1 protein-coding gene (cut by a window edge) is annotated in these 19,980 nt (G+C 36.8%); it reads right to left on the reverse strand.

What is annotated here, in order from left to right:
- Positions 1-19,980: the 3' portion of a Calx-beta domain-containing protein gene (locus MKD41_RS09585; RefSeq protein ID WP_240242076.1), read on the reverse strand. The gene runs 10,248 nt beyond the window's last position; 19,980 of the gene's 30,228 nt are visible here — the last part of the coding sequence; the start codon falls outside the window, past its right edge; the stop codon is at positions 1-3.

Consider the following 19,980-nt stretch of genomic DNA (forward strand, 5'->3'; position numbering starts at 1 on the left):
CTATCTTCTATTTATATACAAATAACCTGCTTTTTGATGTGCATTACCGCCTGCATCTTTATATTTTAATATATAAAAATAAGATCCATCAGGTAATTCTTTAGATTGACTTACAGTTAATTTACCTTCAGAAATTCCTTTAAAAGCTCTATCGGTATTATTGTAATTATCACGTGCAAATACCAAACCTCCCCAACGGTTGTAAATCTCTACTCTATTATCTGAATAACATTCTAAACCTCTAATATAAAATACATCATTATCACCATCATCATTAGGTGAAACCGCATTAAACACTTCAATTACACACCCTGAAATTGCTAATACAGTAGGATTATCACCATAATTATCTATATCATCTGACGAATCTCCAACAACAATTCCTTTAGGACTAATTGCTGTAACAAATGCCTGATTTATTACGCTTCCCAAATTAATATCGTCTTGGGTAATTTTATAAGTCGCTGTAAATGTTTCATCATCAAATTCACCTGCTTCTAGAGTTATTGGATTTCCAAATACAACAACACCTGGTAATGGGTCTTCAACTATTACATCAGAAAGTGCTACATTACCCGTATTTGTAACTACAAAACTATAGGTGATAGTTTCTCCAGCTTGAGCATATCCATCTGAATTATCATCGTTAAATACACCTGTTTTAATTATTGAAATTTCAGGTTTTTGCTCTAACGAGGTTATTGTTGGATTATCATTACCATCATTTATAATTCCATTATCTGAAATATCTGAAATCTCATTACCTAAAACATCTACACCAAAAGCAGTTGCTGAATTAGTTACACTTCCTGCATCAACATCAGCTTGTGTAATTGTGTAATAAGCATTTACGCTAGCAGTTTTATTAGGTTCTAACATTCCAATTTCAGCTATTGAAGTTTCAGAAATTAAAACATCATTTAAAGTAATATCATTTAAAGTAACATTTCCAGTATTAGTAATAGTAAATGTATACGTAATAATATCACCAACCATTCCATCTCCTTGTACAGTAGCAGTTTTAATTAATTCAATTGATGCGTTTAAAGTAACTTCTACAGTAATAGTTACAACCGCATTTGAAGTATCACCATCAACATCGGTTATTGAATACACAAAACTATCTGTTCCAAAGAAATAAACATCAGGAATATATGTATAAACTCCTTCTGAATTCATTGATACAGTTCCATGTTGAGCTCCTCCATTTTCTCCAACCAAACTCCATACATTACCACCATCTTCACTAGGAAGATCATTTTCTGCAGTTAAACCATCTACAATAGAAGTATTTTGTTCTGTAGTAACAAAGTCATCATTTGCTATTGGTAAATCATTAATAATTCCAATTGTAATAACAACTTGCTCATTAGTTGAGACAGAATTTACTCCATCAGATGCATTATAATCAAAACTAGTTTCCCCATTCCAATTTGGATTTGGAACAAACTCTAAATTATTAATATCTCCCGCAAGTATAATATCTCCAATATTTACTTCAATAGTATCAAGATATAGAACTCCATTTTCAGGTAAACTAACTATTGTTATACTATATAACGCATCTCCATCAGCATCGCTAAATGATGTTATAAAATCACCATTTGTAAACTGAACTGTAATATCTTCTGTTCCTGAAATAATTACATCCGTTAAAATAGGTGAATAATCATCATTAATAATTGTTCCAACTCCTATGTTATTTCTTAATGTAATAGCATTACCATTTGTAATTAAATTACTTAATTCAATAGTAAATACTTCGTCTAATTCTTCAACATTATCAGTGTTCACAACAACAGTTATTGTCTTAACAGTTTCACCTGGTAAAAATGTTAATGTTGTTGTAGAATGTGCTACATAATCATTATCTAAAACAGTAGCAGTACCATCAAGCGTTCTGTAATCTACAGTAGTTATTAAATTTGAACTATTTGATAATTTAACTTCAAATTCAAAAATGGTAGTTCCACTATCTCCTTCTATAACTGATACATTATTAATATCAATTGTTACTGAATCATCATCACTAATTGTTACTGTTGCTTCATCTATACCTAAGCTTACTAAAGTATCTGTTGAATTAAGCGTTACTATTACCGTCTCTCCACTCTCAACAATAGTATCGTCTATTATCCTTACTGGAATAGTAGCTGAAGTACTTCCTGCTGGTATTGTTACAGTTCCTGTTAAAGTTCCATAATCTGTTCCTGCAGTAGCGCTTCCTGCTACGGTATAACTAACTTCGGTATCGGTACTTACTGCATTGGTCATTGTCAAAGTGAACAGTCCATTGCTGTTTGGTTCACTTGCCTGAGTTGTTGCTGCAATACTTACTTCTGAAGTATCATCATCTCCAATGGTGATTATTGCCTGGTCTTTAGATGCATTAACGCTAACTGCTGAACTTGTTTCTGTTAATGTTACTACTACAGTTTCTCCACCGGTTTCTACTAAACTGTCATCAATAACTACTACTGGAATGGTTACTGATGTCTCGCCTGCTGGTATTATAACCGTTCCTAATAAGGCTTCGTAATCTATTCCTTCGTTTGCTGTTCCTGTTACGGTATAGCTAACTTCAGTAGCAATATTAACAGCTTCACTCAGTGTTAAAGTAAACAGTCCATTACTGCTTGGTTCACTTGCTTGATCCGTTGCTGCAATACTAACCATTGAAGCATCATCATCTCCTAATGTTACCGTTGCTACTGTTGTTCCTAAAGTAACTGCAGTACTTGTTCCTGTCATCGTAATAACAACTGTTTCTCCTCCAGTCTCTACTAAATTATCATCAATCACCGTTACTGGAATTGTAATTGTTTTAGTATTTGCTGGTATTATTACTGTAGTGCCTATCGCTGCATAATCTATGGACTCTGTCGCTGTTCCTGCTACTGTAAATGTTACTTCAGTATCAGTACTTAGTGCATTGGTCATTGTTAAAGTGAACAAGCCATCAAATCTAGGTTCACCTGCCTGAGTTGTTGCTGCAATACTTACTTCTGATGCATCATTATCACTAATTGTTACTGTTGCTACTGTAGTATCTAATGTTACTGCTGTGTCAGTTCCTGTTAAGGTTACAACAACTGTCTCTCCACCTGTCTCTACCAAGTTATCATCAATCACCGTTACTGGTATTGTAATTGTTTTAGTATTTGCTGGTATTATTACTGTTGTGCCTATCGCTGCATAATCTATGGACTCTGTCGCTGTTCCTGCTACTGTAAATGTTACTTCTGTATCGGTACTTACTGCATTGGTCAGTGTTAAAATGAACAGTCCATTACTGTTTGGTTCACTTGCCTGAGTTGTTGCTGCAATACTAATTTTTGAAGCGTTATTATCACTGATTGTTACTGTAGCTGCTATAGTTCCTAAATTTACTGCGTTATCTGTTTCTGTTAAGGTTACAACAACTGTTTCTCCACCAGTCTCTACAATTGCATCATCAATTACAGTCACTGGGATAGTTACTGTTGTTGCGCCTGCTGGTATTATCACACTTCCTGTTAAGGCTGTATAATCTGTATCCGCCGTTGCTGTTCCTGCTACATTGTAACTAATTACTGTTGCAGTACTTACTGCATTGGTCATTGTTAAAGTAAACAGTCCATTGTTATTTGGTTCACTAGCCTGAGTTGTTGCTGCTATACTTACTACCGAGGAATCATTGTCTATGATAGTTCCAATTGCTGTTCCATCTGAAATGGTAGCTAAACCTGTAATATCACTTAAGGTTACCGTGTAAGTTTCTATTGATTCTACAAAACTATCATCGGTGATTGAGACCGTAAACGTTTGTACATCGCCTGTCTCTGAATCTGATGGGAAATTAAGTGTTCCACTAGTCGCTGTATAATCTACACTTGCCAACGCACTTGCATTGTCACTTGTTACATAATCAACACTAAATGGATCTTGTACATTTCCTGTCAAGGTTACCGTAAACGTTGCTGTGCCTGCTCCTTCATTTACACTTACATTGGCAATCGATACACTTGCTTCATCATTATCGGTAATCGTTCCTATAGCCTCTGCATCTGAAATTGTTGTCAATCCTGTAATATCACTTAACGTCACTGTGTACGTTTCAGTTGGTTCTAATTGACTGTCATCACTTATAGCTACCGTGAAGATTTTTATTGTTCCATTTGCTGAGTTTGCAGGGAAGTCTAACGTTCCACTAGTCGCTATATAATCTTCTCCTGCAACTGCCGTTGCATCGTTTGTTGCATAGTTTACCGTAAAGCTATCTTGTACATTTCCTGTTAAGGTTACTATGTATGTTGCTAACCCTGCAGCTTCATCTACACTTACATCGGCTATAGATACACTTGCTGAATCATCATTTAGAATTGTTACCGTGGCATCATCTATAATGTCTACTGCTAAACTTGTTGCTGCTAGGTTATTCATTGAAACCGTTAAGGTCTCATCTGACTCTAAAATAGCATCGGCAGTTGGTGTTACTGTAAAGGTCTGTGTCTCACCTGCGGTTCCTGCAAAGGTTAACGTTTGATTGATTACTGCTGTGTAATCACTATTTGCTAGTGTTGCTGTGCCATCGGCTGTAGTTACATTTACTGTGAAGCCGCCTTGAACTGCAGCGCTTAACGTAGCGGTTACTGTAATAGCTCCTCCATTTTCTAATCCACTTATATCGGCAATCGTTACCGTTGCTGCGTCATCATTGGTGATTGTTACCGTGGCAGTGTCTGTAATGTCTACTGGCAATGTTGTTGCTGTTAAATTATCCATTGAAACTGTTAAGGTCTCATCTGATTCTAAAATAGCATCTGCAGTTGGTGTTACTGTAAAGGTCTGTGTCTCACCTGCGGTTCCTGCAAAGGTTAACGTTTGATTGATTACTGCTGTGTAATCACTATTTGCTAGTGTTGCTGTGCCATCGGCTGTAGTTACATTTACTGTGAAGCCGCCTTGAACTGCAGCGCTTAACGTAGCGGTTACTGTAATAGCTCCTCCATTTTCTAATCCACTTATATCTGCAATCGTTACCGTTGCTGCATCATCATTGGTGATTGTTACCGTGGCATCATCTGTAATGTCTACTGGCAATGTTGTTGCTGTTAAATTATCCATTGAAACTGTTAAGGTCTCATCTGACTCTAAAATAGCATCTGCAGTTGGTGTTACTGTAAAGGTCTGTGTCTCACCTGCTGTTCCTGCAAAGGTTAACGTTTGATTGGTTACTGCTGTGTAATCACTATCTGATGTCATTGCTGTGCCATCGGCTGTAGTTACATTTACTGTAAAGCCGCCTTGAACTGCAGCGCTTAACGTAGCGGTTACTGTAATAGCTCCTCCATTTTCTAATCCACTTATATCTGCAATCGTTACCGTTGCTGCATCATCATTGGTGATTGTTACCGTGGCAGTGTCTGTAATGTCTACTGGCAATGTTGTTGCTGTTAAATTATCCATTGAAACCGTTAAGGTCTCATCTGATTCTAAAATAGCATCGGCAGTTGGTGTTACTGTAAAGGTCTGTGTCTCACCTGCGGTTCCTGCAAAGGTTAACGTTTGATTGATTACTGCTGTGTAATCACTATTTGCTAGTGTTGCTGTGCCATCGGCTGTAGTTACATTTACTGTGAAGCCGCCTTGAACTGCAGCGCTTAACGTAGCGGTTACTGTAATAGCTCCTCCATTTTCTAATCCACTTATATCGGCAATCGTTACCGTTGCTGCGTCATCATTGGTGATTGTTACCGTGGCAGTGTCTGTAATGTCTACTGGCAATGTTGTTGCTGTTAAATTATCCATTGAAACTGTTAAGGTCTCATCTGATTCTAAAATAGCATCTGCAGTTGGTGTTACTGTAAAGGTCTGTGTCTCACCTGCGGTTCCTGCAAAGGTTAACGTTTGATTGGTTACTGCTGTGTAATCACTATCTGATGTCATTGCTGTGCCATCGGCTGTAGTTACATTTACTGTGAAGCCGCCTTGAACTGCAGCGCTTAACGTAGCGGTTACTGTAATAGCTCCTCCATTTTCTAATCCACTTATATCTGCAATCGTTACCGTTGCTGCATCATCATTGGTGATTGTTACCGTGGCAGTGTCTGTAATGTCTACTGGCAATGTTGTTGCTGTTAAATTATCCATTGAAACTGTTAAGGTCTCATCTGACTCTAAAATAGCATCGGCAGTTGGTGTTACTGTAAAGGTCTGTGTCTCACCTGCTGTTCCTTCGAAAGTTAACGTTTGATTGGTTACTGCTGTGTAATCACTATCTGATGTCATTGCTGTGCCATCGGCTGTAGTTACATTTACTGTAAAGCCGCCTTGAACTGCAGCGCTTAACGTAGCGGTTACTGTGATGTCTCCATTATCTTCTTTTTGTGAAATATCGGCAATCGTTACCGTTGCTGCATCATCATTGGTGATTGTTACCGTAGCTTCATCTGTAATATCTACTGGCAATGTTGTTGCTGTTAAATTATCCATTGAAACCGTTAAGGTCTCATCTGATTCTAAAATAGCATCGGCAGTTGGTGTTACTGTAAAGGTCTGTGTCTCACCTGCGGTTCCTGCAAAGGTTAACGTTTGATTGATTACTGCTGTGTAATCACTATTTGCTAGTGTTGCTGTGCCATCGGCTGTAGTTACATTTACTGTGAAGCCGCCTTGAACTGCAGCGCTTAACGTAGCGGTTACGGTAATAGCTCCTCCATTTTCTAATCCACTTATATCTGCAATCGTTACCGTTGCTGCATCATCATTGGTGATTGTTACCGTGGCATCATCTGTAATGTCTACTGGCAATGTTGTTGCTGTTAAATTATCCATTGAAACTGTTAAGGTCTCATCTGACTCTAAAATAGCATCGGCAGTTGGTGTTACTGTAAAGGTCTGTGTCTCACCTGCGGTTCCTGCAAAGGTTAACGTTTGATTGATTACTGCTGTGTAATCACTATTTGCTAGTGTTGCTGTGCCATCGGCTGTAGTTACATTTACTGTGAAGCCGCCTTGAACTGCAGCGCTTAACGTAGCGGTTACGGTAATAGCTCCTCCATTTTCTAATCCACTTATATCTGCAATCGTTACCGTTGCTGCATCATCATTGGTGATTGTTACCGTGGCTTCATCTGTAATATCTACTGGCAATGTTGTTGCTGTTAAATTATCCATTGAAACTGTTAAGGTCTCATCTGATTCTAAAATAGCATCGGCAGTTGGTGTTACTGTAAAGGTCTGTGTCTCACCTGCGGTTCCTGCAAAGGTTAACGTTTGATTGATTACTGCTGTGTAATCACTATCTGATGTCATTGCTGTGCCATCGGCTGTAGTTACATTTACTGTGAAGCCGCCTTGAACTGCAGCGCTTAACGTAGCGGTTACTGTAATAGCTCCTCCATTTTCTAATCCACTTATATCTGCAATCGTTACCGTTGCTGCATCATCATTGGTGATTGTTACCGTGGCAGTGTCTGTAATGTCTACTGGCAATGTTGTTGCTGTTAAATTATCCATTGAAACCGTTAAGGTCTCATCTGACTCTAAAATAGCATCGGCAGTTGGTGTTACTGTAAAGGTCTGTGTCTCACCTGCGGTTCCTGCAAAGGTTAACGTTTGATTGGTTACTGCTGTGTAATCACTATCTGATGTCATTGCTGTGCCATCGGCTGTAGTTACATTTACTGTGAAGCCGCCTTGAACTGCAGCGCTTAACGTAGCGGTTACGGTAATAGCTCCTCCATTTTCTAATCCACTTATATCTGCAATCGTTACCGTTGCTGCATCATCATTGGTGATTGTTACCGTGGCTTCATCTGTAATATCTACTGGCAATGTTGTTGCTGTTAAATTATCCATTGAAACTGTTAAGGTCTCATCTGACTCTAAAATAGCATCGGCAGTTGGTGTTACTGTAAAGGTCTGTGTCTCACCTGCGGTTCCTTCGAAAGTTAACGTTTGATTGGTTACTGCTGTGTAATCACTATCTGATGTCATTGCTGTGCCATCGGCTGTAGTTACATTTACTGTGAAGCCGCCTTGAACTGCAGCGCTTAACGTAGCGGTTACGGTAATAGCTCCTCCATTTTCTAATCCACTTATATCTGCAATCGTTACCGTTGCTGCATCATCATTGGTGATTGTTACCGTGGCATCATCTGTAATGTCTACTGGCAATGTTGTTGCTGTTAAATTATCCATTGAAACTGTTAAGGTCTCATCTGACTCTAAAATAGCATCGGCAGTTGGTGTTACTGTAAAGGTCTGTGTCTCACCTGCGGTTCCTGCAAAGGTTAACGTTTGATTGATTACTGCTGTGTAATCACTATTTGCTAGTGTTGCTGTGCCATCGGCTGTAGTTACATTTACTGTGAAGCCGCCTTGAACTGCAGCGCTTAACGTAGCGGTTACGGTAATAGCTCCTCCATTTTCTAATCCACTTATATCTGCAATCGTTACCGTTGCTGCATCATCATTGGTGATTGTTACCGTAGCTTCATCTGTAATATCTACTGGCAATGTTGTTGCTGTTAAATTATCCATTGAAACCGTTAAGGTCTCATCTGATTCTAAAATAGCATCGGCAGTTGGTGTTACTGTAAAGGTCTGTGTCTCACCTGCGGTTCCTGCAAAGGTTAACGTTTGATTGGTTACTGCTGTGTAATCACTATTTGCTAGTGTTGCTGTGCCATCGGCTGTAGTTACATCTACTGTAAAGCCTCCTTGAACTGCAGCATCTAATGTAGCTGTTACTGTGATGTCTCCATTATCTTCTTTTTGTGAAATATCGGCAATCGTTACCGTTGCTGCGTCATCATTGGTGATTGTTACCGTGGCAGTGTCTGTAATGTCTACTGGCAATGTTGTTGCTGTTAAATTATCCATTGAAACTGTTAAGGTCTCATCTGATTCTAAAATAGCATCGGCAGTTGGTGTTACTGTAAAGGTCTGTGTCTCACCTGCGGTTCCTGCAAAGGTTAACGTTTGATTGGTTACTGCTGTGTAATCACTATCTGATGTCATTGCTGTGCCATCGGCTGTAGTTACATTTACTGTGAAGCCGCCTTGAACTGCAGCGCTTAACGTAGCTGTTACTGTGATGTCTCCATTATCTTCTTTTTGTGAAATATCGGCAATCGTTACCGTTGCTGCGTCATCATTGGTGATTGTTACCGTAGCTTCATCTGTGATATCTACTGGCAATGTTGTTGCTGTTAAATTATCCATTGAAACTGTTAAGGTCTCATCTGATTCTAAAATAGCATCGGCAGTTGGTGTTACTGTAAAGGTCTGTGTCTCACCTGCGGTTCCTGCAAAGGTTAACGTTTGATTGATTACTGCTGTGTAATCACTATTTGCTAGTGTTGCTGTGCCATCGGCTGTAGTTACATTTACTGTGAAGCCGCCTTGAACTGCAGCGCTTAACGTAGCGGTTACGGTAATAGCTCCTCCATTTTCTAATCCACTTATATCTGCAATCGTTACCGTTGCTGCATCATCATTGGTGATTGTTACCGTAGCTTCATCTGTAATATCTACTGGCAATGTTGTTGCTGTTAAATTATCCATTGAAACCGTTAAGGTCTCATCTGATTCTAAAATAGCATCGGCAGTTGGTGTTACTGTAAAGGTCTGTGTCTCACCTGCGGTTCCTGCAAAGGTTAACGTTTGATTGATTACTGCTGTGTAATCACTATCTGATGTCATTGCTGTGCCATCGGCTGTAGTTACATTTACTGTAAAGCCGCCTTGAACTGCAGCGCTTAACGTAGCGGTTACTGTAATAGCTCCTCCATTTTCTAATCCACTTATATCTGCAATCGTTACCGTTGCTGCATCATCATTGGTGATTGTTACCGTGGCAGTGTCTGTAATGTCTACTGGCAATGTTGTTGCTGTTAAATTATCCATTGAAACTGTTAAGGTCTCATCTGATTCTAAAATAGCATCGGCAGTTGGTGTTACTGTAAAGGTCTGTGTCTCACCTGCTGTTCCTGCAAAGGTTAACATTTGATTGGTTACTGCTGTGTAATCACTATCTGATGTCATTGCTGTGCCATCGGCTGTAGTTACATTTACTGTAAAGCCGCCTTGAACTGCAGCGCTTAACGTAGCGGTTACTGTAATAGCTCCTCCATTTTCTAATCCACTTATATCTGCAATCGTTACCGTTGCTGCATCATCATTGGTGATTGTTACCGTGGCAGTGTCTGTAATGTCTACTGGCAATGTTGTTGCTGTTAAATTATCCATTGAAACTGTTAAGGTCTCATCTGACTCTAAAATAGCATCTGCAGTTGGTGTTACTGTAAAGGTCTGTGTCTCACCTGCGGTTCCTGCAAAGGTTAACGTTTGATTGATTACTGCTGTGTAATCACTATCTGATGTCATTGCTGTGCCATCGGCTGTAGTTACATTTACTGTAAAGCCGCCTTGAACTGCAGCGCTTAACGTAGCGGTTACTGTTATGTCTCCATTATCTTCTTTTTGTGAAATATCGGCAATCGTTACACTTGCTGCATCATTATCGGTAATCTCTCCTATTGCCTCTGCATTTGATATTGTTACCAATCCTCCAGTAATATCACTTAAGGTTACTTTATAAGTCTCTGTTAGTTCTAAAACACTATCATCTGTAATTGTTACGGTGAACGTTTTTCTTGTTCCACTTACTGAGTTTGCTAGGAAGTCTAACGTTCCACTAGTCGCTGTATAATCTTCTCCTGCAATTGCGGTTCCATTACTTGTTACATAATCAACACTAAATGCTTCTTGTACATTTCCTGTTAAAGTTACCGTATATGTTGCTGTGTCTGCTGCTTCATCTACACTTACATCGGCTATAGATACACTTGCTGAATCATTATCGGTAATTGTTCCTGTAGCCTCTCCTTTTCCTTCTGAAATCGTTATTGCTTGGCCATTTGAATCACTTAAAGTAATTATTCCTTTAAAAGTTTCTGTTGGTTCTAATATTAAATCTCCTAATATATCTACTGGAATAGCAACAGTTGTACTTCCTGCTGGTATGGTATAAGTAGTTCCACTTTGAGCAATAAAATCAGTTGTTGCTGTTGCTGAATCTGCGGTTGTAGAAAAACTTAACACAACATTTTCTTGAGCTACTCCATTCATTGTAACTTGTAAATTCATTTTCTGAGCACTCTCGGTCTCTACTATTGAATTATCGGCAATACTTATTGTATACGCATCATCATCCGTAATTGTTCCAATGGCTTGTGCATCGTAAGTAACTAATGCATTACTACTATTTGAGAAGTTTAAATAAAAACTTTCTATTGGTTCCGCAATAGCATTTTCTGTAGTAGGAACTGTAATCGTGAAAGATTCTGATGCTGTTCCTGTAAAATTCAATGGCCCTGAAGTTGTTGAATAATCTAAATCATCTAAAGCAATGGCTGAATCATCTGCGGTTGTATAATCTATACTTACGCCTCCTTGAACATTTCCTGTTAAAACTACTGTAAATTCTGCATTATCACCTTCATCAACAGTAACATTTGAAACTGTTAAAGATGCTGCATCATTATCATTTAATATTGCTATTGCTTGACTATCATATGTAACTAAAGCATTACTAATAGCACTTAAATTCAGTACAAAATTTTCTACCGCTTCTAAATAACTATCATCATTTGTTGAAATGGTAATTGTTTTAGATTCTGTATCTGTTCCTGTAAAAATAAGCGTTCCTGTTTTAGCATCATAATCACCTGGTTCAATAGCTGACCCATCTGCGGTTGCATAATTAATAGTAAATCCGCCCTGAACGTTTCCAGTTAAAGTTACCGTAAATACGGCATCTACTCCTTCAGTAATTGTTATATCTTCTATTGCTAAGGAAGCTGCATCATTATCTGAAATAGTTACTGTAGCTGTAGCATTTGCACCATCAATAGATGCATCTGCATCTCCTGAAGAAATCGTATTTAAAGTTGCAATCACTGTTTCACTTGCTTCTAAAATACTATCTTCTTTAACATCTACTGCTATAGTTACAGATGTTTGTCCTGCTGGAATCGTTGCTGTTCCTGTTAAGGCTGTATAATCATCCGTTGCATCTGCTGTACCGGTTACGGTGTAACTTACATCCGTATCAACATCACTGGCATTACTGATACTTATTGTAAACTCACCATTATCACTTGGCTCACTCGCTGTTGCATCTGTTGCTGCAATGCTTACTAATGCCGTATCTTCATCATCTATAGTAACTGTGGCTTCATTTGTTGTTCCTACTGAAATATCTGCATCACCAGAAGTAATAGCGTCTAAAGTAACAATCACTGTTTCACTTGCCTCTAAAATATCATTATCTACAACTAAAACATCTATTGTTGCTGATGTACTTCCTGCTGGAATTGTTACGGTTCCGGTTAAAGTAGCATAATCTGTTGCTGAAGTTGCATCCCCTGAAATTGTATAACTGATTACAGTTTCAGTTGAAGATGCTAAGCCCATACTTACCGTAAACTGTCCGTCTGTACTTGGCTCACTTGCTGTTGCTTTATTTGCTGTAATATTTACCGTTGTTTCATCATTATCGGTAATTGTACCTAAACCACTAGCATCTGAGAAAGTTATTAATCTTCCGCCAAAGTCATTTTCACTTAAATTAACTGTAAAGGTTTCTGTTGGTTCTAAAATATCATCGCCATTAACAACTATTGTTATGGTTTGTATTTCTCCTGTTGTACCACTAAAAGTGATAGTATCCGTTTGGTAAATATAATCTGAACCAGCTAAGGCATCAATATTAGCAGTTGTGTAGTTTACAGAGAATGGACCATCGGTAGATTTTCCATTATGTGTTACTGTAAATACATAATCTACTGTTGCTCCTCCATCAACTTCTTCTTTTGTAACATCATCAATAGTTAAAGTAACCTCATCATTATCTATAATATTTCCAATTCCTGTTGAAATTGGTCCATTATTTAAAGTTACATTTTGACTGTTAGTTACTAATGAACTTAAAATACCACTAAATAATTCTGTTGGCTCAGCAATCTCATCATCTGTAATAGTTACTGGAACTGTTTGTGGGTTAGATTTTGAACCTCCAAAAGTTAATGTGTCTGAAGGAATAGCATCATAATCTGAACTTGAATGTGCAGAACCATCTGATGTTGAAAATATAACTGTCACTTCATTTTGAATTTCTAAACTAGAAGTTATTGTAAAATCTGCTGTTCCAGCATCTTCATCTACAGTAAATCCTGCAATTGAAATAACTGCATTATCATCATCATTAATAGTACTTGTTGCAGTAGCTGTACCAATAGTGATTTGTTGATCATTTGCATTTACTAATGCAATTTCACCTGTAAACGTTTCTTGTGGTTCCGTAATTAAATCTCCTAAGATTTCAATAGGAATATTTATAGATATTGTATCACCAGGAATTGTATATTCAACATCTTTTTGTGCTGTAAAATCTGTTGCTCCTGCAGTTCCATTAGTTGTTGTAAACGAAATAACAACTGGCTCTTGAGCTAGGCGATCTAAAGTAGCTACAAAATTATGGTTTACATTACCATTTGTTTCTGTTTTTGTAAAACCTGTTAATGTAATTTCATTTAAAGGATCGTCGTCCTTTATAGTTCCTAGTCCTTGAGCATCATCAATGGTTGCTGTCCCTGTTGAAACTATATTACTTAAATCAACTGTATAATACTCGTTTAAAGGTTCTGTTATTGCATTGTCAATAATAGGTACTGGGATTGTTTGAGTTGCAGCTGTAACTGAACCTGCTAGGAAAGTTACCGTTCCAGTAGTTAATGTATAATCGAATGGTTGGTTTGCAGGATTTGCTCCTGTACCATCATTTGTTGTGTAATCTACTGTTAATGCATCTTGAATATGACCTATTAAGGTTACCGTAAATACTGCTGTACCATCTCCTTCATCTACACTTACATCATCAATTTCAACACTTGCAGCATCATTATCTGTAATAGTTCCAATTGCAGTATCATCTGAAACTGTTACTAAACCTCCTGTAATTCCACTTAAAGTTACAGTATAGGTTTCTGTTGGCTCAACTAAATCATCATCCGTTATAGCAACCGTAAAAGTCTTAGTTGTTCCTGTTGTTGAACCTGTTAAGAAAGTTAATGGCCCGGATGCTGTTGTATAATCTGAGCCGTTAAGAGCACTTGGACTTGTATCATCTCTTGTTGTATAATTTACCGAAAACTCATCTTGAACATTTCCTGTTAAAGTTACTGTAAACACGGCTTCTTTAGCTGCTATATTTTCAGCAACACTAACATCCGCAATAGCGATGCTTGCAAGATCATTATCTTCAATTGTATAAGTTGCTGTTGGTTTAGTTAAGGTAACTTGTTGCGCATTGTAATTATTCTCAGTAATTTCTGCAGAATATGTTTCAGTTGGTTCTGTAATTAAATCACCTAAAATATCAATTGGGATATTTACTGATGTGCTTCCCGCTGGAATTGTTATTGTTGTGTATGTAGGTGTTGTATAATCATTTTCATCTAAAGCTGTATCATCAGATGTTGAAAAACTTAAAACAACATCTTTTTCAGCAGCAATATCTGTACTTACAATATAATTAATTGTTTGAGTTCCGTTTGTTTCAGTTACTGTTTTATCTTCTAATGTTATTTTAACAATATCATTATCTTCTATAGTCGCTGTTGCAACATCTCCTTCTACTGTAAATTTAACCTGCTGATTATTCTTATTATTTATAGTAATAGTACCTGTGAATGTTTCTGTAGGTTCTGCAATTTTATCACCTGCAATAGTTGTTGCTAAAATATTTACATTCGCTGTTGAAAGTGCTGGTAAATTAACATCTACATTAGATTGAGCTGTGAAATCACTTAGTGAAGTAGCTGTACCATTAGAGGTTGCAAACTTTAATAAAATTGGATATTGTGATTGAATATTTTGACTTACATAAAAATTAGCTGTTTGCGGTGCTTCTGTTTCAGTAATTGTCGCAAAACTATGTAAGGTTAATTCTACAATGTCATTATCTATAATTGTACCTAATCCCTGAGCATCAGAAAAACTAACTTTAGATTGCCCCGATGCGTTTAAATCTGTAAGATTAATATTGTAAGTTTCTGTAGGTTCTGCAATTGTATTTTCTACAATAGTAACATCAATACTTTTTGTTGTTCCATTTATTGAACCTGCTTCAAAAACAATTGGTGTTGAATTAATTGCTACATAATCACTTGTAGCTTCTCCTGAAATATTGGCTGTAGCATAATTAAAAGAAACTGCTTCTTGAATTTCACCAGTTAATGTTACTGTAAATGTTGCCGTCCCATCAGCTTCATTTACTTCTACATCATCAATTGCTAATGAAGCTGAATCATCATTGGTAATTGTTCCTGTTCCAGTAGTATTTCCAAGTGAAATATTTCGACCATTATTTACCAAGTTACTTAATTCAACAGTAAATGTTTCATCAAGTTCTACTTTTGTATTTCCATTTACAGGCACCGTTATAGTTTTTGTAGTTTCTCCAGGAGCAAAAGTTAAAGTTCCTGATTTTTTAACATAATCTGAATCTTCAATAGTTGCATTCACATCTGCTGTTGTGTAATCTACTTTTACCTCAGCGTCTGAAATTTTTGATAAGGTAACTGTAAAATCATAGTTTGTAGTTCCACTATTCCCTTCATTATGGGTTACGGAATTTACAATAGCTACGGTTGGTGTATCATCATTAGTAATGGTTCCAACAGCTGAAGCTGGATCTTGAGCAAATGTAATTGCTGCACTTGGTGCACTTACTGGAACTATATTACTTAAATTTACTTTGAATGTCTCATCTAATTCTACCTTTTCATCTCCGTTGATAGTAACTTCAATTGGTTGAATTTCACCTGTTGTTCCTTCAAAAGTTAAAGTACCAGAACTTACAACATAATCTGAGTCTGTTGTTTTTGCAGTAGCATCAACTGTTGTATAGTCTACTGAAAGTCCGTCTTCAACATCCATACTTAAGGTTACGTTAAAAGTTAACGTTTGTGTTCCAGAATGTCCTTCCGTAATAGTTTTATCTGCAATTGAAAGTGTTGCATTATCATCATTAGTAATGGTACCAACACCTGTTTTTTTAGCAGAATTAATGGTAATATTTTTACCAGGAGCATTTACAGATGCTAATACTACATTAAAAGTTTCGTTACTTTCAACAGCTGTATCTCCATTTACTGCAATTGTAATGGTTTGAGTTTCACCAATATTTCCACTTCCTCCAGTAAAGTTAACAAGACCTCCATTAGCAGTAAAATCGGTTGGTGCTTTTGCTATATCATTTTGTGTATAGAATGAAACGCTATAACCGCCAACTACCTCAGCTCCAGAATGTGTTACTGTAAATTCGAAATTGGTTGTTCCAGTATCACCTTCATCAACAGTAACATCTTCTTCTATTGATAAAAATGCTGCATCATTGTCTTCATTATTTACAGAAATATCTTCTGGGTTTAGTGAGTCGTAATTAGAATCTGTTGTTAATGTTTCATTAACTGTATTTTCAATAATATATGAAATAGTTCCATCTACTAAAATATCATCAACACCTGTAACTGTAACTATTTGACGTTTATCCCAGTTTGCAGCAGTAAAAGTAAGTGGAGTTGAGATAACTGTTCCTTCATCTGTATTACTACTAGCAACATCTACAACTACAACTTGGGTTTGATCTAAGTCTGTACCTGGTTTACTTGTTAAAACTACCTCAAATGTTGCTGTTCCTCCAGCTTCAGTGGTTGTTAATGTTGTTGGTGTTACAATAAACCCTGCAGTATCATTATCATTATTTACAACTGCAACATCAGCAACAACCATTGCGTTGTAATTTGTATCGGTTGAAACAGCCGCACTAGTAACAATAGTATAGCCAACATTTCCATCAACTATGTCATCATCTTTACCTGTTACAGTAACAGTTTGTGGTGAATTCCAATTTGCTGGTGTAAAGGTTAATGTTGTTGGAGTAAATGTATCACTTTCAGTAGTATCATTGCTTGTTAAGGTAATTGTAACATCGTTTGTTGGTTCTGTATCTAAAATTACTGTAAAAGTTGCGGTGCCACCAGCTTCAGTAGTTGGACCACTTATTGCTGAAACTGAAATTCCTGCTGTATCATTATCTGTATTTGTAGCACTTACATCGGCAGGATCAACATTTTCGTACCCTGATAAATCATCAGTTAAGCCTTTGTTTGTTGTTAAAACAATAGTATAATCAATATCTCCATCGTCCACATCATCATTTACACCTGTTACGGTAACTGTTTGAGGTGTGTTCCAATTAGTTGCGTTAAAAGTTAATTGAGATGTATCGACTGTCCCTTCAGTAGGATCATTACTAGCAACATCAAATACAACAGTACCTGTTGGTGCAAAAGGTAATACAACTGTAAAAGTAGCTGTCCCTAAATCTTCATTAGTAGTTATTACTGTCGGAGAAACTATTACAGTGTTATTTGCTAAGGCATTTACGGTAACAGTAAAACTACAAACTTCTGTATTACCTGCTGCATCAGCAACTGTATAAGTAATGGTAGATGTTCCTAATTTAAAATTAAAACCTTCCAATGGATTTGAAACACCCGAAGAAGGAGCTAATACAGAACCTGTTGCTGATTCTAAAACACCTGCACCAGCTATAGCCCAACTTAATTCAGTTACAGCACAATTATCAGCATACTCAGGAGCTACTATACCCGTAACTTCTACTGCAGCATCACCTGCTAAAGCTACATCTTGTATAATATTTGAAGAACAAGTTGCTATTGTAGGTTTTTGGTCATCGGTTACAACAACATCAAAATCAATAGTTGCTGTATTTCCATAATTATCCTCAGTTTCCCATGTAACTGTTGTTGTTCCTTTTTCAAATACCTGTCCGTTTAAAGTTGTATTTAGAGGGTTATTTTCCAGAATTGTTGCTCCGGTTAATGCGTAGGTTATAGTTGGAGCCGTATCACAATTATCTGTTGGATCCCATGAATCATCTGTATGTGTATATGTACAAACATTTGCATCAACTACTTTATTTTTATCATTTAAATCATCTAAAGTTGGTGCTTCTGTGTCTTCAACTGTTACTGTTGTTGAAATAACATCTGTATTTCCAGCAGCGTCTGTTACTTTTAACCAAACTGTATTTGGACTAGTTGTAATGTCATCACATTCAAATTCTATTTCTGTTCCATAGTTACCATTTGTTTTTGAAATTTCATAAGTTATAATTCCACAATTATCTGTTGAAGTATTATTAATTGCTGCAGGTAACGCTGTTACAGTACCATTTCTTCCTAATGCTACAGTTGCAGTTTTTGCAATGGCAGTTGGGTCTTCATTATCAGTTACATTTACTGTAAATGAACAAGTTGCTGAATTATCTGAAGCATCTTTTGCTGTCCAGGTAATTGTTGTAATACCTTTTTGAAATACAACTCCATTAAGATCTGTTCCAGTAGCAGGAGAAGCTCCATTATTTGCGGAATATGTAATTGTTGGTGTTGCACCATCACAATTATCGGTTGCAGTAGCATTCCAATTCAAAGTTGAACCATCATGTGTATAAGTACACTCTCCTGAATCTGTGTCAACAATTTGTTCTCCTGAAACAGGGCAATCAATCTCTGGAGCTGTTATATCTTCAACTGTTACTAATGCAGTCGCTGTTGAAACATTGCCATTTTCATCAGTAACTGTTAATGTAACTGTATTAGTTGCTACATTTGCACCTAAATTAGTACAATCAAAATCTGTTTTATCTATAGCTAAACTTTTTATATCACAACTATCATTTGAACCATTATCTATTTGAGCAGCTGTAATTGTAGCATTTCCTGAAGCATCTAATTCAACAGTAATATCTTGTGTTTTTGCTATTGGTTTTACTTTATCTACAACAGTTATAGTTGTTTTACAAATAGCTGTATTTTCTGCTATATCTGTTACTGTTAAAGTTACCTCGTTAGCACCTATATTGGTACAATTAAACGTATTTGGTGAAACTGTACGCATTACAATTGAACAATTATCTGTTGAACCTGCTGAAATGGTATTAATATCTGCTTCAGATAAAGTATAAGTTCCTGCTGTACTTAATTCAACTGTAATTGGTGTACATGCTGCTACTGGTGGAATATTATCTTGCACTGTTACTGTTGCCTCGCAAGTTGAAACATTACCGCTTGTATCTGTAACTGTTAGGGTTACTGTATTAGCTCCATAATCTGCACAAGTAAATGCTGTTTTACTTGCTACAATACTTTGAATTCCACAATTATCATTAGAACCATTGTCAATATCTGCTACAACTATTGAAGCATTTCCTAAAGCATCTAACTGAATATTAATATTTTGACAGCTAGCAGTTGGCGGTTGATTGTCTTTTACTGTAACTGTATAAGAACATTGTACTGAATTATTAGAACCATCAATTGCTGTCCAAGTTACTGTTGTTTCTCCTTTATTAAATACTTGTCCGTTTAATGTTGTATTTACTGAATCATCAGCAAGAACAGTATCTCCAGATAACGCATAGGTTAAACTTGAAATAGAACCACAAATATCTGTTGCAGTAGCATCCCAAGCTGTATTATTGTGTGTATACGTACAAGTATTAAGGTCTGTATCAACTGTTTGGTTATCTTCAATGCAAGTTATTGTTGGTAATACTTCATCTTTTACAGTTACTGTAGCTGTAGTTGTTGAAACATTGTTGTTGTTATCCGTAACGGTTAATGTAACAGTATTTGCACCTATATTACTACAATCAAAATCTGTTTTATTTATAGCTAAACTTGCTATTCCACAAGCATCATTAGAACCATTGTCAATATCAGCTGCTGTAATTGTTACATTTCCTGAAGCATCTAACTGAACAGTAATATCTTGTGCTATTGCAGTTGGATTTGTATTATCTTGAATTGTAACTATGGCTGTACAAGTATCAGATTTTCC

Source organism: Lutibacter sp. A64 (genome assembly GCF_022429565.1).
Lineage (GTDB): Bacteria > Bacteroidota > Bacteroidia > Flavobacteriales > Flavobacteriaceae > Lutibacter.